Below are 18425 nucleotides of genomic sequence, written 5' to 3'. Positions count from 1 at the left end.
CCAATATGCAACCAATTGAACTGCTAGTAAATGAGAAACTGTCAAACGGTGCGTTTGCATCACTGACACCAGCTTGCCCTCATGACAATCACTATGGTCCCGGCAAATTCGGAATGAAATGGTCCTTGGGTCAATGAAATCGAGCTGCCGCACCTAGAGAAACGGGCGCAGGTTTCCGTCATTCAGGGCAAGCGCGTTTTCAGCTGCACTTACACCAAGACCATCCCGCAACATCAAGACAGCAACCTTTACACGGCCATTGGCTTTTTGCAGAGCATCTGCAGCCGTTTCCGGTGCGCAATCGGTCAAATCCTGCAAAATACGTTGGGCGCGTTGCCTGAGTTTTTCGTTGTCGGCGACCAGATTGACCATGTGCCCGCGCACGGCATGTCCCAGTCTGAGCGCAACCAGCGTTGAGATCATGTTCAGCACAGCTTTTTGTGCGCTGGCCGCCCCGAGCCGCGTCGATCCGGCAATGATTTCAGGTGGGGTTTGCAGAAAAATCGGGTGGTTCGCCTCCGTTAAAAGAGGCGTTTCGGGATTATTGGCGATGCCGATCGTCACTGTGCCTGCCTGTCTGGCCGCCTGGAACGTGCCAAGCGTGTAAGGTGTCGATCCACTCGCCGAGACGCCTATCAGAATGTCGCCTTCGCCAAGGCCCGACTTGTGAAAATCATCGATCCCGGCAAGATTGTCATCCTCATGGACGCCTTCCAGATTCAGAAGATTTTCAGCGCCGCCGGCGTAAAGAATGCACATGCGGTCCGCCCGGAAACCAAACGTTCCCGGCAACTCAAGGCAGTCCGCGATTGCCGTCAATCCAGCGCTGCCGGCCCCCGCATAACCTATCCTGCTTTCGCTTGACGCCGCACGCTGCAGCGCGCTGGCCGCTTGCGCGATCTGCGGAATGGCCTCGCTTGCCGCTGTCAGCGCGGCGACCTGGCGATCGAGCATGATGGACAGTATCTCTTCATCCGCCTTTTGAGAGAGGCCGATTGATAGGGGATGACGGTCTTCTGTCGTCGGCAGTGTCATGGTCCGGAAACTCTGAAACTCTTTTCTTTGCACCACAAACCGGTCGCCGCAGAAGCAGGCGCCGTTTCGAAGCAATGAGATCGGTCCGGAACGCGGCAAGGGCGGGTGGATTCCTTTTATCACTTGATTTTCGGTTCCGATAGAGTTTAAATTGGTATTCGAAAGGTATTATTTTAGCCAAGGCGCCGCGCTCCATGTCAAACTTCATATCCATGTTGGAAAACGGCGACTGGCTGGCTGGCTCGAGCGGTCCGCGTTACCTGCAGTTGCGCCGCCGGATATTGCAGGCGATCGACGAAGGTGTCCTGAAGGAAAACGAACCGCTGCCGTCCGAACGCGAAATTGCCTCACTCACCGAACTCTCCCGCGTAACCGTGCGAAAAGCGGTTGCCGGTCTTGTCGAAGATGAAATCGTCGTTCAAAAACGAGGCAGCGGATCCTTTGTTGCGCCCAAGGTGCAAAAGGTCGAACAGCGCCTCTCCAGCCTGACGTCATTCAGCGAAGACATGGCGCGCCGCGGGTTGGAGGCGAGCAGCGAATGGCTCCGGCGAGGTCTCTATCCGGCTTCTCCTGAAGAAATGTTCACGCTCGGCCTGAGTTCAGGACAACGCGTTGCGCGCGTTGACCGCTTACGCAAGGCCGACGGCACTCCAATGGCGATCGAGCGGGCATCCCTTTCGGAAAATGTGCTCCCGGACCCGGAACAGGTCACGACATCCCTTTATGAGGTTCTCAGGTCCAAGGGAATGCAGCCTGTTCGCGCAATACAGCGAATCTCCGCGCGTAATCTGGAACTGGTGGATGCGGAGATACTTGGTGTTCCGGCAGGCTCTGCCGGTCTCAAGATCGAACGCGTTTCCTATCACGCCTCGGGTCATGTCGTGGAGTTCACACGATCTGTTTATCGGGGCGACGCCTACGACTTCATCGCAGAACTTCAAATCGCGGAAAACTAGATCAATGGCAGACACACCGCTGCAGACGGACTGCACGCATATGCGCCGGGAAATTGAGGAGATCCCGAGCGCGGTACGCCGGGTTTTGTCCGGTGCACATCCCGGAGCGCGCGAGATTGCAGAAAGGGCAGGTGCTCCGGTCTTTCTCGCGAGCGTGGCGCGCGGTTCATCGGATCATGCCGCCATGTTCTTGAAATATGCCTCCGAGATCTATCTCGGACTTGCCATGGCGTCCCTCGGTCCGTCTGTCTCGTCGGTCTATAAATCTAAGATTCAACTGGAAAAGGCGCTTGTGATTGCGATTTCCCAGTCGGGAGCCAGCCCGGATATTCTTTCCGTGGTCGAAAGTGCGAAAGAACAGGGCGCGGTAACGGTCGGCCTGACCAACACCGCAGACAGCCCGCTCGCCCGGTTGTCAGCTTCGACGCTGGACATTTGCGCCGGACCGGAAAAGAGCGTCGCTGCAACGAAGACCTACGTGAATTCGGTTGTTGCCGGCCTTTTGCTTATGGCCGAAATTGGTGGAGACGCCGCGCTTCTGAACGCCCTTGCCAAGTTGCCTGGTGAGATGGAAAGCGCAATTGCCACGGATTGGAGCGCACTGGCGGAGCCGATTGAACGGCGCGGTTCGCTTTATGTCGTTGGGCGCGGTCCCGGTCTCGCGATCGCCAACGAAGCAGCGTTGAAATTCAAGGAAACCTGCCAGATACATGCCGAAGCCTATTCCTCTGCAGAAGTGATGCACGGACCCGTTTCAATCGTTGAAGACGGCTATCCGGTGCTCGTGCTTGGCGTCCGGGACGCAGCGCAGGACGGACTGGCGCTGACGGCCGACAAGATGGCCGACCAGGGCGGCGTTGTGTTTGCAACCACAGATAAGGTGGAACGCGCCCACCGACTCGATTACCAGTCCGCAAGCCATCCCCTGACGGATGCGCTTACGCAGATTGTTTCTTTCTATTCCTTTATCGAGTGGTTCGCTCGACACCGCGGCTTCAATCCCGATGTTCCCAGGCATCTGAAAAAAGTCACGCAAACGGTATGACGGGACCGACCGCATACGCGTGTAGGCGTCTCTTCGACGGGGACATGATGCATGAGGATGCAGCGCTCCTGGTAAAAGACGGCTCGGTTGCAGGCGGTTGCGCTGTGTCTGATGTGCCCGATGACTTTGCAATTGAAGACCTTGGCGACGGCATTCTGGTGCCGGGCCTTGTCGATCTGCAGGTCAATGGCGGTGGCGGTCTGATGCTTGGCGATGCCGAAACACTCGACGACGTTGCACGTATTTGCCAGGCGCACGTGCCGCTTGGAACAACGGCAATGACCCCGACACTGATAACTGACACACGCGAAACAACGCGAAGGATTGTCGAACTCGGGATGCTTGCCACTGAAAATGCCGTCCCAGGTTTTCATGGCCTGCACCTGGAAGGACCGCATCTGTCCGTAAGCCGCAAGGGCGCTCACGATGCCGCGTTGATCAGGCCGATGGAAAACGAAGACGTCGCATTTTACCTCGAGGCCGTGGATCGTCTTCCGAGCCTTATGATGACCGTTGCCCCTGAAACAGTTACACCGGAGCAGACGGCGGTTCTCTCAAAGGCCGGAATTCATGTCAGCCTTGGCCACACCGGTGCCGGATATGAGCGTTGCCGTCAGGCCGCGAACGCGGGAGCAACTTGCGTAACGCATCTGTTCAATGCGATGAGCCCGCTGCAGCACCGCGAACCTGGTCTGGTTGGCGCTGCGCTTGATCTTGGGACACTCAATGCCGGCCTCATCGCCGACGGAATTCACGTGGACCCGGTCGCAATCAGGATCGCATTGAATTCGAAAACCGGCCCAGGCCGCATTTTCCTCGTGACTGACGCCATGTCACAGACCGGGACGGACGTGGCCAGTTTTACGCTCGGTGGACGCAAAATCTTCAGACAGAACGGCATGTTGACACTTGCCGATGGAACACTTGCTGGTGCTGATATCGATCTGCCCGCGTCGATCCGGTTCCTGGTGGACCACATCGGTGTCGACCTGGAAACGGCACTCGCCATGGCAACCAGCATTCCCGCCGATGTTATTCGCAAGCCCATCGGCCGCCTGAATTCCGGATGCGTGGCCGATTTCGTTCTCCTCAGCACACCAGACTTCGGGGTGAAGCGGGTCTGGCTTGGCGGCAGGAGCCAGTAGCAGGCTATTCCGTATCCAAATTGCGCCAATCCACGATGCACTCGTTCAGAAAGAGCCAGGGAATCGGCATAAGCTGAGCGCGACCAGGACAGGCTGGACGCGAGAAGGGTGAGGGCGCTTGCATGATCTACGAGACGGTTTCGGTATTTGCCCCGGTGATCCTGAGCGCAATTTGCATACCGTTTGTCTTTCGCCGAGCCGGTTTCAGCGGAAAACTCATGTGGTTGACATGGCTTCCGGCTGCCGTTGCCGTATTTTCGTTTCTTGCCGTGGTGTTTGATGAGCGCGGTCTCTTGTCCGGCCCAGTCGGAAACTGGGCCATTGCCGCCTGTCTCATCTTACTCGCGACATCCAACTGGCCCGTCAAAGACGACCGGGAATAGTGCGGTTCCGTATGGTGGTGAAGGGCTGAAAGAAGCCGTGCGAAGTGCCGGTCCATATCGATCCACGAAACAACGCGGAACGAGGCTATTCTGATTGGTCTCGGAAAATTGGAGCTATCGAGTCCGGGATCGGATCAATGACCTCGCGACTAACCGTCATTGTCCAGTAGATCTGCGCCGTGCCCGGATGTTCCTTTTGAGTTTAGAACATCGAAAAATCACTGGAGACAAAGGAAGTTGGTTCCATTAGGGCTTTCATTTGGCCGATCACATTTGGAACCCAAAAAGAAACACTGACCGATAGATTCAAATTTCGGAGTCCGCGTGTAGAGTTGGAGAATATCGTTAAAAATACGAATGCTCCGCAAGGCTGGCGCGGTCAAATGCTCATACGTGAAGCAGCCATTCTCCGCGCAGCGTAACGCCAATCAGCCGCACAATTACGGTGCGCTTAGGTCGTTCCTCTCCTTCTGAGCAATGCCAATCCGCCGATTGCAGCAGCAAGAAAAGGTAGTGATGCAGGAAGTGGAACTACAGTAGTTTCATTTAATCGAACGTCGTCCACAAATGTGAAGTAGCCTGGCCGGAAATCGGTCCGGCCAATGACAATCTTCTCAATGGAATCACCAAAGTCAAAACCAACAAAATAGTTGCTGGCGCCGCCAAAAAAGGCACTCTCAACCAAGCTGCCTTTTGCGTCAAAAGCCGAAATTGAAAATTCCAAAATGGCTGAACCGCCACCTATTCCAATGTTCATTCCGAACCGGGTTATCGCGTTATCAAATGAAATAGTGAGATCGCCCGTTGTCTGATTTCCCGCAAAAGTATTCGTATTGTAAGCAGCCCCGGAACCGCCTGCGATAAGTCCGCCCGCGTATGGTATGGTGTATGCTCCTTCATGGGAAATGAAGTTAACTCCATCGATTGAAAAAACTCCGCTTGTTAAGCCCGTTATAGAAGACTCAAAATCGATGACTTTTTCGGAGCCGGAAAAGTCAGAAAGATTAATCGGCGCTGTATGTGCGATATTCGGCGTGATCAATAGTGTGAGTAAAGCGAGAGCTCTCAAATACTTCATCACCACCAAATCCTTTGAGCGCGCAAGCAAGGAAATTTGTCATCCGGCAAGCGCAGATTGTTCGTTGAGGTTGGTGCAAGTTATCGTATGCAAGCTTAACGAGCAAGGTGAGATGCGCGTTGCGGTGCCCTGTTTAGCTCTTGATGGTGTGGAAGCTGGAGGGAGAACTCATAACGCAAAACCGGCGTCATGTTCTTCATTGTCGTTGCAAAACTCGCTGCCGTTTCTGGTGTGAAGGTCAGCAATTTCAACTTCCGCCCCAGCGTTTACGTTGGAATCCAAAAGGCGGTCTAGACTAGAAACCCTGTCAAATATTGGGGTTCTAATTTGGGCGTGACGCTTGAAACTTGATGGAAAAAATGGCTCCCCAGGCCGGACTCGAACCAGCGACCCAGCGATTAACAGTCGCTTGCTCTACCAACTGAGCTACTGGGGATCACCACGTTGGGGCCGGTGCGTAACCGCCCCCGTCGATGGAGATGCGTATATCAAAGGCTTGAACTGTTTGCCAAGCCCCTGACGATGTTTTTTTCATCAAGCCGTCATTTTTTTGCTTGGAATGTGGAAAACTGTAAACAAAACAGAACTCTAGAAGGTGTAAGGTTGTTGAAACCAAATCATGACGCAGACCTCTCTCTGCAATGGTTTCAAGTGCAATCAATCAGAACAGACACGTCAGCCCGACACCCGACAAAATCAAATTGAATTTGTGCGCACCATCAAATCTCGAGCTTGTTTCAGGGCCGATATCCGTTTAGGAAGGAATCTGACGGTTCCGGTGAGGGGTTTGCCCGATCCGGATGAAACGGGAATCCGGTTAAAGCGCCTGGCGCCATTCCGGAGCTGCCCCCGCAACTGTGAGCGGCGAGCGTCTGCACATGATCCACTGGTCGAGAGGGGCCGGGAAGGGGTGCAGGGCGCGTGGAACCGCAAGCCAGGAGACCGGCCGTCGCAAGGACAACCCTTTACGCCGTCGGGTGGACGGCCGGGAGAGTGACGTGAGCAAGCAACCGGGACGAAGGTCCACTTTTGTCTTTGGCGGTGCCCGTTCGGGCAAGAGCCGCTTTGCCGAAAAACTCGCAATGGATTCGGGTCTTGAGAAGGTCTATCTCGCGACTGGTGCGGCCTTTGACACCGAAATGGCTGACCGGATCAAAGCTCACAAGGTTCAAAGAGGCAACAGCTGGATCACGATCGAAGAGCAACTGGACATTGCGAACCTGCTCTCGACCGAATGCCGCAAAGACAGGGTCGTCCTCGTTGATTGCCTGACGCTCTGGCTGTCAAACCTCACATTCGCCGAGAAAGATGTTGCTGCTGAATGCGGCAATCTTTGTTCTGTGATCGGTTCGCTCCAGGGTCCATGTATTTTCGTTTCGAATGAGGTCGGCATGGGCATCGTGCCGGAGAACAGACTTTCAAGGTCGTTCCGCGATGCGCAGGGCCGTCTCAACCAAGATATTGCTCAGGCTTGCAGCCAGGTCGTATTTGTCGGCGCGGGCCTGCCCTTGCTTTTGAAACCCAACCCCCAGATGGAAATCACACTATGACGACAAGCGCTCTTCAACCGGGACGGAAGATTCCCGCAACGATCGTGACCGGGTTTCTTGGTGCGGGCAAAACCACACTGATCCGCAATCTCCTGCAGAACGCAAACGGCAGGAAGATCGCGTTGATCGTGAACGAGTTTGGCGACATGGGCTTTGACGGATCCCTGGTAAACGGCTGTGCGGATCCGGACTGCGCCGCTGACGAAGTGGTGGAACTTACCAATGGCTGCATCTGCTGCACCGTAGCAGATGATTTCCTGCCGACGATGGAAATGCTGCTGTCGCGCGAGACACCGCCGGAGCACATCGTGATTGAAACGTCAGGCCTTGCTTTGCCGCAACCGCTGGTCCGCGCATTTTCATGGCCGAGTGTCAAAACGCGTGTCACCGTGGACGGCGTTGTAACGGTTCTTGATGCTGCTGCCCTGGCAGAGGGGCGCATTGCACTCGACGAGGCCGCGCTTGAGGCACAAAGGGCAGCCGATGAAGCGCTTGATCACGAAAGTCCCGTGGAGGAACTGTTTCACGATCAGCTTCGCTGTGCGGATCTTGTCGTGCTCAACAAGGCGGATCTTGTCACTTCTGAAGCCATGGTGTCGGTTGAGGAACGAATTCAGGGAGAAGTCCGCCCGGCGGTGCACATAGTGTCTTCTGAAAAAGGGACGCTGCCCATCGAGGTTCTGCTTGGCCGTGAATCTGCTGCTGAAGACGATATGGCGGTACGTCACGAACACCACCATCATGACCATGACCATGATGATGATAACGACGACCACGATCATGATCATCACGACCACCACCATCATGACGATTTTGAAAGCCACGTGATCGACGTGCAGACCTTTGGCTCGCTAAAGGATCTTGAAAAAAGGGTTCTCGAGGCGATGGAACAGAAGGGTGTTCTCAGGATCAAGGGCGCTGTCGGCATCAGCGGGAAGCCGGCACCTGCCATGGTTCAGGCTGTCGGGCCGCGCGTCGAGACCTGGTTCGCAGCTGGTGCTGAGGCATCCGGCCGTCTGGTCGTGATCGGGCTGAAAGGGTTTGACATGGACACTGTGTGTGAGCTGTTCGGCAGCGTCAGGCAAGCGGCCTGACGCGTCTCATCCCGCTCAATGAAATAGCACGTGGCCGAGAAGGGTCCCGGCTGCCCTGAAACGAATAGAAGACCATATTTGATGCACATTCTCGCCAGCCAGACCAGACGGATCGATGACGGTGGTGATGCCGTCGATCTTGGGCAGGCACCGGCCGATATCCTGTTCCTGTCGGCCGCCGACACGGAACTGGGTAGCTTTTCGAGCGCTCATGCCAGTCTGGGCGCGGAGCGCGCGAGCCTCCGTCTGGCAAATCTGATGGCCCTGTCGCATCCATACTCTGTCGATCTTTATGCGGAGCAAACCGTACGCGGTTCGAAGCTTGTCATTCTGCGCATTTTGGGAGGCATCGAGTACTGGCGTTACGGCCTGGAGCGCGTGGAGGAAGAGGTCCGCGCGAACGGTATCGATCTCATTGTTATCCCTGGAGATGACAAATGGGACGAGGCGCTGACAAGTCGGTCCACGCGTCTGAAGGAAGACGTCTACCGCTTTTGGCGCTATTGCGTTGAAGGCGGATCCGGCAACTACGCGAACGCTTTGCGCTTCGCGTCTCATCTGATCGGCAAGGAGGACGAGCCGGCTCAACCGGTCCCGCTTCCGCGCGCTGGTATCTATTTGCCGGGTCATTCCGCACCTGACGTCGCTTCATTGAAAGCGAGCTGGCCCGATGCAAATCGTCCGGTTGCTGCCATCACCTTCTATCGCGCGCTTGTGCAGGGAGCTCAAACTGCACCCGTCGACGCACTCATCGAGGCGCTCGACCGGTCCGGCATCAACGCGCTTCCGGTCTTCGTCTCCAGCCTGAAGGAGAGCGAGTCGGTTGCTGTTCTTCAAAGCCTCTTTGACGAGGTTCAGCCCGGGGCGGTGGTAAATGGCACCGCTTTCGCCATCTCCAAGGCCGGCGTGGCCCATCAGCCAACACCTCTCGACAACGGGATCAGACCTGTTTTGCAGGTCGTCTTTTCGTCGTCTTCACGGGAGGGCTGGGAAGAAAGTGACCAAGGCCTTTCCGTGCGCGATCTGGCCATGCATGTGGTGTTACCCGAAATCGATGGACGCATTCTTTCGCGCGCAGTGTCTTTCAAGGAAGAGGGTGTCTTCGACACCGCAACTCAGTCAACACCCGTTCGCTTCACGCCGGTTCCGGATCGGATCGAATTTGTTGCAGAGCTTGCCGTCAGCTGGGCGCGGCTCGGCCAAATCCCGGCTGACAGGAAGAGAGCAGCGCTCATCCTGGCAAATTATCCCAACAAGGATGGCCGTCTGGCAAACGGTGTCGGGCTCGATACACCGGCTTCCTGTGTGAACCTCTTGTGTGCCATGAGAGACGCCGGATACGACACCGGCGAGCTGCCCGCAAATTCTGCGGGGCTGATGAACATACTGACATCTGGCGTCACAAACGCACTTGATGGCAGGGAAGACAGAATTGGCTACGAAACTCTCTCGCTCGTCGACTATCAGCGTGAGTTCGCGAGCCTGCCGGAAGCCGTGAAAACGTCGGTTGTCGGACGCTGGGGTTCCGCTGACTGCGACCCGCATGTCGTTGACGGCAAATTCCGGCTGGCGCTGCACCGTTTCGGCATGCAGGTCGTCGGCATTCAGCCCGCGCGCGGCTATAACATCGATCCGAAGGAAACCTACCACGATCCCGATCTTGTTCCGCCGCACAACTATTTTGCGTTTTATTTTTGGTTGCGGCGGAGTTTTGGCGTTGACGCGATAGTCCATCTCGGCAAGCACGGTAACCTGGAGTGGCTTCCAGGCAAGGCGCTGGCCTTGTCGCAGGCTTGTTTTCCGGAAGCCGTCCTTGGCCCAGTTCCGAATATCTATCCGTTCATTGTCAACGATCCGGGCGAAGGCGCGCAGGCCAAGCGCAGGACCTCTGCTGTCATCGTTGATCATCTGACGCCGCCTCTGACCCGGGCGGAAAGTCATGGCGTTGCCGAAGAACTGGAAACGCTTCTGGACGAATATTACCTTGCAAGCGGTGTCGATCCGCGGCGCCTCAAGGCCCTGACGCGCGACATTCTGGATGCTGCGACCCGTCACGGTCTCGACAAGGACATCGGTCTGGAAGAGGGCATGGACGAAGAAACACGTCTAGCCCGGCTCGATGCCCATTTGTGCGACCTGAAAGAACTGCAGATCCGCGACGGTCTGCATATCCTCGGCGAAAGCCCTGAAGGCGATCAACTGACCGATCTGCTTGCGGCGCTGGCGCGGGTACCCAGGGGCAACGAACCACACCAGCAAAGCTTGCAGCGCGCACTCGCGCACGATCTTTCGCTGCACGACTTTGATCCGCTCGACTGCGACTTTGCGCGTCCATGGGCCGGCTGGAAACCGGAAGAACTGAAGTCAGCTTCTGATGCACCATGGCGTACGAACGGCGACACGGTGGAACGGATCGAGTTGATGTGCCGCGATTTGATCGCGGGCGACATGATCGCGAACAAAGGTTGGTCCGGAACACGTGACGTGCTTGGGGAGATAGCTGACAATCTGAGAACATCAGTTATGGCATCGGGACAGTCTGAAACGAATGCGGTGCTGAAAGCGCTTGCCGGCGGTTTCGTCGAGCCCGGACCTTCCGGTGCTCCCAGCCGGGGACGCCCCGACGTCCTGCCGACCGGAAAAAACTTCTATTCTGTCGATGTTCGCGCAGTGCCAACCGAAACAGCCTGGCGGCTCGGCTGGCAGTCCGCGACCCTCATTGCAGACCGCTATTTCCAGGAAGAGGGCGAGTGGCCAAAATCGCTTGTGCTGACATGCTGGGGAACCGCAAACATGCGCACGGGCGGGGATGATATCGCCCAGGCTCTTGCACTTATCGGTGCCAGGCCGGTCTGGGAGCAGGGATCCGGAAGAGTGACCGGCTTCGAGATCTTGAAGCTTTCGGAACTAGGTCGTCCGCGTATCGACGTCACTTTGCGGGTCTCCGGCTTCTTCCGTGATGCCTTTCCCCATCAGATGGACCTGTTCGACAGCGCAGCACGTGCTGTCGGAGCCTTGGAAGAGCCAGCCGATGCCAATCCGGTCGCTGCGCGCATGGCGGAAGAGAGGCGTGAACTTGAGGCGGCAGGTCTGGAGCGTGACGAGGCCGCTCGACGCGCTGGCTTCCGCGTCTTTGGATCGAAGCCCGGGGCTTATGGGGCGGGCCTTCAGGCGCTGGTCGACGAAGGGATCTGGAACGAACGCGCGGATTTCGCCGACGCCTTCCTGAGCTGGGGCAGCTACGCATATGGCGCAGGTGCTGCCGGGGAAGGTGCCCGAGAGGAGCTGAAAGCACGCCTTACCTCGGTCGACGCCGTGTTGCATAATCAGGACAACCGCGAACATGACCTACTGGACAGCGACGATTACTATCAATTCGAAGGCGGTTTGGCCTCGACAGTCGAGACGCTGAAGGGAAATGCACCCAAGGTCTATCACAATGATCATTCTCGGCCCGAACGTCCAATTGTCAGGTCGTTGTCCGAAGAAATCGGCCGGGTCGTGCGCGGACGGGCTGCCAATCCCAAATGGATCAACGGCGTGATGCGGCACGGCTACAAAGGTGCATTCGAAATGGTGGCGACACTCGACTACCTGTTTGCGTTTTCCGCAACAACGCGCGCTGTTGGCGACCATCACTTTGACCAGCTATTTGACGCCTATATCGACAACCCTGTTGTTCGGGATTTTCTGAAAGACGCAAATCCGGCGGGTTTTGGTGAGATGCTTGACCGGTTCCAGGAGGCGATTGATCGCGGCCTCTGGACGCCGAGGCGCAATTCAACCCATGCTGTCCTCAACGATCTGAAAACACATTGACGGGAGACCCACACCGTGACCGCTGACTCTGAAAAACCGGAATTGAGCGAAGAAGAGCTGAATGCGCGTCACGCTGAAAAAATGCGTAAGAAAAAAGCCGCGCGCGACAAGATCATGGCCACGAAGACGATCGAGAAGGGCCTGTTAATTGTTCACACCGGAAAAGGCAAAGGCAAGTCCACGGCCGGCTTCGGCATGGTGTTCCGCTCGCTTGGACACGGGCACAACGTTGGTGTCGTGCAATTCGTGAAAGGTCGCATCGAGACGGGTGAGCGCATGGCGCTTGAAAGGTTTTCCGATCTTGTGACTATCAAGCGCATGGGTGAAGGCTTTACCTGGGAAACGCAGGATCGCCAGCGTGATATCGATGCGGCGGAACAGGCGTGGGATGCGGCGAAAGAGATGATCACCTCAGGCGATTATCGCCTGGTATTATGCGATGAACTCAACATCGTCCTTCGTTACGACTATATCGATATCGAGAAGGTGGTCGCGTTTTTGAAGAACGAAAAGCCTGACGACGTGCACGTGGTTATAACCGGTCGCAACGCCAAAGACGAGCTGGTTGAGATTGCCGACCTCGTCACCGACATGACCCAGGTGAAACATCCGTTCCGGTCCGGCGTAAAGCCACAGGAAGGAATTGAATTCTAAGGGGATGAAATTGGCCGGCTCCGGCTTTGAGATACGTTCTGCCGAAGGGATGGACGCGGCTGAAATAGCAGCAGTGCTGCGGCGTTCGATTGCAGAACTTTGCGTTGCCGATCACAACAACGATCCTGAGCGCCTTGGTTCATGGCTGAGGAACAAGACCGAAGAAACCGCACTCGGCTGGATTGAAGGTCCCGGTCAGGTTCTGGTGGCTGTAAGCCAGGGGAGCGACCGGCAGCTCCTGGGTGTAGGAATGGCTCTTCCGGCAGGCGAGGTTGTTTTGAACTACGTCGACCCGTCTGCACGGTATCAGGGTGTAAGCAAAGCGCTCATGTGGTCACTTGAAAGCTATTTCACGACGATAGGTGTTACGCACGTTAGCCTGCGCAGCACACTTACCGCGGAGCGTTTTTACCGGTCTATCGGCTATGTCCAGAGTGACATCCCGCTTGATCCTGGAGACCGCGCAGCAGCGATATTTGAGAAAGACCTCCATCCATGAGCAGACTTTTCGATCATGCGCTTCGTTCCGCGACGGCCGATCATGCCGAACTGGTTCGAAAATACGAACTCTACAGGACTGTCGTGGAATTCCTGGCAGCGGCAACCTTCGTAATCGGCAGTATCTTTTTCTTCTATCCCGGTCTTGTTTTCGCCGGGACATGGCTGTTCCTCGTCGGTTCGATCCTGTTTGCCGTCAGGCCGACGATCCGCTTGCTGCTTGAACTTCGCCTGGCAAATCTCCCGGTCCCGGCCGAGTTTCGCCCCTATGGAGCGCCGCCGGTTGAAAAAGACCACACTGCATGAGCGGCTCCGGTACCGGCATGCAGACACCCGCCATAATGGTCCAGGGCACGGGCTCCAATGTCGGCAAGAGCCTGATTGTTGCCGGACTGTGCCGGCTTTTCACGAACCGCGGTCTTTCCGTCCGTCCGTTCAAGCCACAGAACATGTCCAACAATGCTGCGGTGACAGAAGACGGTGGTGAAATTGGCCGCGCGCAGGCGCTTCAGGCGATGGGTTGCCGGGTTCCTTTGTCCGTTCATATGAACCCGGTCCTGTTAAAGCCTGAGACTGACACCGGTGCTCAGGTGATCGTCCAGGGAAAGCGCTTTGGGACGATGAAAGCGCGTGAATATGGGCAGCAAAAAGAAACGCTGCTGCCAAAGGTACTGGAGAGTTTTGCGGCGACGTCTTCAAAGGTGGACCTGGTCGTCGTCGAAGGGGCCGGCAGCCCCGCGGAAATCAACCTGCGCGCCGGAGACATCGCCAATATGGGCTTTGCGGAAGCCGCGGATCTGCCGGTAATCTTGTGCGCCGATATCGATCGTGGCGGTGTGATCGCCTCTGTTGTCGGAACACATGCTGTGTTGGAAGCCGGCGAACAGCAGCGCATCAAGGGCTTTTTCGTCAACCGGTTCCGGGGCGATCCAAGCCTGTTTGACGACGGTATGCGTGAAATCGCGACGCGAACGGGGTGGCAGGATCTCGGCGTAGTGCCCTGGTTCGCCGATGCCGGAAAGCTGCCGGCAGAAGATGCCCTTGGCCTTGAGGATGGATTTGGCAGCGGCGGCCTGAAAATCGCTGTACCGGTGATTTCCCGGATTGCAAATTTCGATGATCTCGATCCGCTGCGGCTGGAGCCCGGTGTAGCCCTGGAACTTGTTCAACCCGGCGAAGCATTGCCCGGGGATGCGGACCTCGTCCTGTTGCCGGGTTCAAAGTCGACGGTCGGGGATCTTGAATTTTTCCGCAAACAGGGCTGGGATCTTGACCTTCGGGCGCATCACCGCCGCGGCGGGCACATACTTGGCGTTTGCGGCGGATATCAGATGCTTGGAAAAACCATTGCGGACCCTGAGGGTATTGAAGGCAATCCCGGGAGTGTTGACGGTCTTGGCTACCTCGACGTTGAAACGGTTTTGACACCCGACAAGTCGACGGTTTTTGCCGAAGGAGTTCATGTTGCCAGCGGCGCTCCGTTTTCCGGATATGAAATTCATATCGGCCGAACAACCGGTTCCGACTGCAGCCGGCCGATGATGCGATTGAAGGACGGGCACGCCGATGGCGCGATCTCCGAGGACGGTCTGGCCTCGGGGACTTATGTGCATGGCCTCTTCACAAGCGATACTTTCCGGTCCGCCTTTCTGAAGTCCTTCGGCGTGGCTTCGGATCTCTCCTATGACCGGGACATCGACCTAATTCTGGACAACCTGGCGGGACACCTTGAAAAAGTGCTGGATATTGACGCGATCCTTGAGATCGCCCAAGCACGATAGCTGCCAGAAAACCCGATCGATGTTTACCTCGTGCTTGAATGCCTTTTGTGTTTGGTCAGGCTCTGAATTTCAGCAGCGGCGGCTTTGCCGCAGGGACGTCTTGCAAAACTGCATATTGCACGTGGTCTTGCTGAACACGATACAAAGGAAGGAAGGAGGTTTATTCTGGATTTTGTGTAAACCGCTTTTCGCGCGGAACATTTGTCGACTAACGCGCAATTGAGTATTGGAGATTGTCGTGATTGTTAAATTGGCACTCGTTCTCGTGCGTTTGTTCGCAATCTATTATTTCATGAGCATAGTTTATTTTGTTCCCAGTATGATCCTGAACATTGTTTCAGACGATCATCTGGATTTACACTCACTGACTGTTTTGTGGCAGTTTCTTATTTGCTTTTTGTTGTTCACATATCCTCGTGTCGTTTTGATTGGTCTTCGTATGCCGACGGGCGATGCGGGTGGAGACGACGCGTTCAAGGTGGGCGTTTTTCAGTCTGCGGGCATCGCGCTGATAGGTTTGGGGTTCGCAATGTACGGGTTGGAGGGACTGACAAATTTTCAGTTTCAACTATGGATGAATTCAAAATTCAGTTCAGGTGGGAGGATCGTGACGCCCGAGCAAATTGCTACGTTCTGGTCTTCAGTATTCGAGGTCGCAGCCGGGTTCATTCTGATTGCAATTTCTGGCCGAATTTCCGGCCTGTTCACCTGGCTTCGTGAGCTGAAACCGGCTGTTTATTCCGGACGTGAAGAAAAGACGGAAAACTAGAGCCCCTCGAAAGGTACGGGGTTATTAGGTGGAAGCAATTCTTCTCCAATCCAAGGCTCTGAGCGGATCTCGCCAGCCATCCGGAAATGTGGGTCAAGGGTCCTTTATCATTCACAACGCCGCTAACCGATCACCATGGCGACCGCCCCGATCATGAGCGCTTGAATTGCGCACGCACCAATCATCACTATTCCCGCTCGGTCAATATCATTGGCTGTCGCTTCCTTGCGTCCGGTCTCGTTGAGGTAAGGATCGTCGACTGTGTATCCCGGATAAGTCCGTGGGCCGGCAAGCGCGATATCAAGCGCACCCGCCATGGCCGCCTCGGGCCATCCGGCATTGGGCGACCTGTGTTTTCCGGCGTCTTTGACAATCGAGGAGAGACTTCGGCGAATGGTGCCATGAGCAAGCGGCGCCGCGAGCGCTATGAAAAGCCCCGACAGCCTCGAAGCGGGCAGGTTGATCAGATCGTCAAACCGTGCTGAGGCCCAGCCGAAATCACGGTATGTGTCGTTCTTGTGCCCGATCATGCTGTCCGCGGTGTTGACGGCCTTATAGGCAAGCAGGCCCGGCAGGCCGAAAAGCGCGAACCAGAAGACGGGAGCGACGACGCCATCCGAGTAGTTCTCTGCGCAGGACTCGATCGCAGCCCGTGAAACCCTAGCTTCATCGAGTTGGTCCGGGTCCCGCCCGACAATCATGGCAACGGCCTTGCGGCCGCCGTTGAGACCATCTTGCTCAAGTCCGTCGCGCACCGCTGCGACATGCCGGTAAAGGCTGTTTTGAGCAATGAAAACGGCTGCGACAATCACGATAAGAATGTCTCCGAAAGGGAGCCGTGCCGAAATCGCCTGCAAGCCTGCACCCACCAGTAGACCTCCGGAAACCAGAACCAGAAGAACGGCAACCCCTGCCTGCTTCCGCCGGAAAGCAGTCGCGGTGGTTTTGTTCATGTGCGTGTCGAACAACGATATCGTCTTGCCGATCCAGACGACCGGGTGCGGCAGGCGTCGCCAGAGCCAGTCAGGATCACCGGCAACAGCATCAAGTAAGATGGCGGCCAGAAGCAGCCAGAGCGCATGTTCGTAAATCAGCATGAAATCTTGCTAGAGCAAAACCGCTCAAAGGGGAACCTAACGCTCCCTGCGTCTCCGCCTGCCGGTCTGCTGAAGTTCGGCCCTGGCTTCTGAAAGGGCGTCCACCAGCCGCTGGAGATTTTCCTGGCTACCGGGCAGTCCTAACCGGATCCAGGTTGGTGCGTAGTCGAATATCCGGGTCCAGATGTGGCGCCGGGCCAACGCTTCATGCAGACCTTTTGCATCGCGCAATCCTGCAAGCGCATAAAGCGGCGTCCCGCCAAAAACGCTCAGCTGCTGTTCGGAAAGGGCGATGGTCAGATCAGCCATTTCATCCGCCAGACGCCGTACGGTCGCGTCTTGCCAGTCTCTGTCACGCAACGCAGTGGCTCCGATCTCCAGGGCCGGGCCGCTTACGCTCCAGCTCTCCAGACGTGCGGACAACTTCTCAACGATTGCGTGCGGGCCGGCAAGAAAGCCGAGCCGAACGCCCGCAAGACCGAAGAATTTGCCAAAGGATCTGAGCACCACGACGTTTTCACCGCCCAGGTGAGGCAGGATGCTCGCGCCCGGAATAACATCGGCAAACGCTTCATCGAGAACCAGATAGCCACCACGCTCGGTCAGGATCCGTGCGATTTCCAGTAGGCTTTTGACGTCAATAAGCTGTCCGTCAGGATTGTTGGGATTGACCAGAACGACGATCTTGGCGTCAGCAGGCAGCGCATATACGCTTGAGAGTTCGATGAGCTCTCTTTCCTCCCGCAGCCAGACCGCTTTGTGGCTCTGGTACGTCGGAGCTGCAATGGCGCAAGCGCCGTCCGGAAGAAGCATGGGCAGCAGAGAGAGCAGAACTTGTGTACCCGGAGCCGCGACAAGTCCGAGATGGTCCGGAACCGCATAGGCACGCCTGGCAGCCGACAGGAGCTGTTCTTCAGCAACGCGGCCGGGCAGGGCGGTCCAGGCTGCCGCCGACAAGTCCTGCCCAATCGGATAGGGATGCGGGTTGATACCGGTCGACAAATCGAGCCAGTCACCTGCAGCACCGCCGAAACGCTCGATCGCCAGGGACAAATCACCACCGTGTTTCACGACTTCACCCTTTACCGTTCCGTCCGGCCTTCAGATGCAAACCGGTACAAGCTCCTAGTCATTGTTTTGGCAAGGTTTATCCGATTACAGCCCGGCGGTCAGCGCGTTAAACGACATCTGCATTGTCAGAAACGCAAATTGACAGGAAAATTCTGGAATCTATAAGAACAAAAGAAGAACATTTTGTGGGGTGACTAATGGCTGCAGAGCGCCGGACGAAAGGTCCGAAGGAATTCAACCGCGAGGATGTGTTGGCATCGCTTGCCGAAGCAAGAAAATCTTTGATTGAAGCCCTGCGTGCCATGCGTCCCAAATCGGGTCTGGCGAGATCTGCCGGAGCGGTCATCGACGAAATCGACGAATTCGCGTTTGTTCTCACCGGTGACCGGGCTCACTTCCATGCAAATGCGCATGGTTCGCCGGCCGCCAACAGGCGAAAACCGGATTGAA

General features: G+C 56.4%; 17 protein-coding genes, 1 tRNA gene and 1 riboswitch. Of the genes, 13 read left to right on the top strand and 5 right to left on the bottom strand.

All coding sequences use genetic code 11. The features are described 5' to 3' along the window. Window positions 1-153: 153 nt before the first annotated feature. On the bottom strand, window positions 154-1035 hold the full coding sequence (locus tag Q0915_RS09350; protein ID WP_299470669.1) for an N-acetylmuramic acid 6-phosphate etherase: 882 nt from the start codon (window positions 1033-1035) through the stop codon (window positions 154-156). Between the two features lie 194 nt (window positions 1036-1229). On the opposite strand from Q0915_RS09350, the gene Q0915_RS09345 reads away from it, so the two are divergent. From Q0915_RS09345 to Q0915_RS09330, 4 genes are all read left to right on the top strand, one after another. Next, entirely contained in the window at window positions 1230-1991 is a 762-nt protein-coding gene (locus Q0915_RS09345) for a GntR family transcriptional regulator (RefSeq protein ID WP_299470667.1), read from the top strand. Window positions 1992-1995: 4 nt separating this feature from the next. Then, window positions 1996-3036 (top strand): SIS domain-containing protein, encoded by a 1041-nt coding sequence (locus Q0915_RS09340; protein WP_299470665.1) that lies wholly within the window; start codon window positions 1996-1998, stop codon window positions 3034-3036. Next, on the top strand, window positions 3033-4181 hold the full coding sequence (nagA, locus tag Q0915_RS09335) for an N-acetylglucosamine-6-phosphate deacetylase (protein ID WP_299470663.1): 1149 nt from the start codon (window positions 3033-3035) through the stop codon (window positions 4179-4181). The genes Q0915_RS09340 and nagA overlap by 4 nt, the downstream gene beginning before the upstream one ends. Before the next feature lie 122 nt (window positions 4182-4303). Continuing rightward, window positions 4304-4564 (top strand): hypothetical protein, encoded by a 261-nt coding sequence (locus Q0915_RS09330; protein ID WP_299470661.1) that lies wholly within the window; start codon window positions 4304-4306, stop codon window positions 4562-4564. 451 nt (window positions 4565-5015) lie between these two features. Here the strand turns inward: Q0915_RS09330 and Q0915_RS09325 are convergent, their stop codons facing one another. Together Q0915_RS09325 and Q0915_RS09320 are read right to left on the bottom strand one after the other, a co-directional pair. Beyond that, window positions 5016-5642, bottom strand: a complete 627-nt coding sequence (locus Q0915_RS09325; protein WP_299470659.1) for a VPLPA-CTERM sorting domain-containing protein — start codon at window positions 5640-5642, stop codon at window positions 5016-5018. Between the two features lie 360 nt (window positions 5643-6002). Beyond that, a tRNA-Asn gene (locus tag Q0915_RS09320) sits at window positions 6003-6078 on the bottom strand. Window positions 6079-6395: 317 nt separating this feature from the next. Next, window positions 6396-6608, top strand: a riboswitch (cobalamin riboswitch). A gap of 32 nt (window positions 6609-6640) precedes the next feature. Between Q0915_RS09320 and cobU the strand changes: the two genes are divergently transcribed. The 8 genes from cobU to Q0915_RS09280 all read left to right on the top strand — a co-directional run bounded on the left by cobU (window position 6641) and on the right by Q0915_RS09280 (window position 15807). Continuing rightward, window positions 6641-7192, top strand: a complete 552-nt coding sequence (gene cobU / locus Q0915_RS09315) for a bifunctional adenosylcobinamide kinase/adenosylcobinamide-phosphate guanylyltransferase (RefSeq protein ID WP_299470657.1) — start codon at window positions 6641-6643, stop codon at window positions 7190-7192. Continuing rightward, entirely contained in the window at window positions 7189-8286 is a 1098-nt protein-coding gene (gene cobW, locus Q0915_RS09310; RefSeq protein ID WP_299470655.1) for a cobalamin biosynthesis protein CobW, read from the top strand. Before cobU ends, cobW begins: the two co-directional genes overlap by 4 nt. Window positions 8287-8367: 81 nt before the next feature. After that, window positions 8368-12105 (top strand): cobaltochelatase subunit CobN, encoded by a 3738-nt coding sequence (gene cobN / locus Q0915_RS09305; protein WP_299470653.1) that lies wholly within the window; start codon window positions 8368-8370, stop codon window positions 12103-12105. 15 nt (window positions 12106-12120) lie between these two features. Next, the gene (cobO, locus tag Q0915_RS09300; RefSeq protein ID WP_299470652.1) at window positions 12121-12759 is read left to right on the top strand and encodes a cob(I)yrinic acid a,c-diamide adenosyltransferase; all 639 of its coding nucleotides are present in this window, start codon (window positions 12121-12123) and stop codon (window positions 12757-12759) included. A gap of 4 nt (window positions 12760-12763) precedes the next feature. Beyond that, window positions 12764-13258, top strand: coding sequence for a GNAT family N-acetyltransferase (locus Q0915_RS09295; RefSeq protein WP_299470650.1), 495 nt, complete (start codon window positions 12764-12766; stop codon window positions 13256-13258). Next, window positions 13255-13563: a YrhK family protein gene (locus Q0915_RS09290; protein WP_299470648.1), complete on the top strand. Its 309-nt coding sequence runs from the start codon at window positions 13255-13257 to the stop codon at window positions 13561-13563. The genes Q0915_RS09295 and Q0915_RS09290 overlap by 4 nt, the downstream gene beginning before the upstream one ends. Beyond that, window positions 13560-15038, top strand: coding sequence for a cobyric acid synthase (locus tag Q0915_RS09285; RefSeq protein WP_299470646.1), 1479 nt, complete (start codon window positions 13560-13562; stop codon window positions 15036-15038). The genes Q0915_RS09290 and Q0915_RS09285 overlap by 4 nt, the downstream gene beginning before the upstream one ends. A 226-nt stretch (window positions 15039-15264) precedes the next feature. Continuing rightward, window positions 15265-15807 (top strand): hypothetical protein, encoded by a 543-nt coding sequence (locus Q0915_RS09280; protein ID WP_299470644.1) that lies wholly within the window; start codon window positions 15265-15267, stop codon window positions 15805-15807. A gap of 122 nt (window positions 15808-15929) precedes the next feature. Here the strand turns inward: Q0915_RS09280 and cbiB are convergent, their stop codons facing one another. Beyond that, window positions 15930-16904 carry an adenosylcobinamide-phosphate synthase CbiB gene (gene cbiB, locus Q0915_RS09275; RefSeq protein WP_299470642.1) on the bottom strand — a complete coding sequence of 325 codons (975 nt, stop codon included), beginning with the start codon at window positions 16902-16904 and terminating at the stop codon, window positions 15930-15932. Window positions 16905-16940: 36 nt separating this feature from the next. Next, window positions 16941-17975 (bottom strand): threonine-phosphate decarboxylase CobD, encoded by a 1035-nt coding sequence (gene cobD, locus Q0915_RS09270; protein ID WP_299470640.1) that lies wholly within the window; start codon window positions 17973-17975, stop codon window positions 16941-16943. A gap of 197 nt (window positions 17976-18172) precedes the next feature. Between cobD and Q0915_RS09265 the strand changes: the two genes are divergently transcribed. Continuing rightward, complete coding sequence (locus tag Q0915_RS09265; protein WP_299470638.1) at window positions 18173-18424, top strand: hypothetical protein; 252 nt, start codon at window positions 18173-18175, stop codon at window positions 18422-18424. The last annotated feature ends 1 nt before the right edge of the window (window position 18425 follow it).

The sequence above is a fragment of the uncultured Roseibium sp. genome (genome assembly GCF_947494555.1).
GTDB lineage: Bacteria > Pseudomonadota > Alphaproteobacteria > Rhizobiales > Stappiaceae > Roseibium.
Note: the sequence above shows the minus strand (reverse complement) of the source record. Positions and strands in the feature narration are given on the sequence as shown.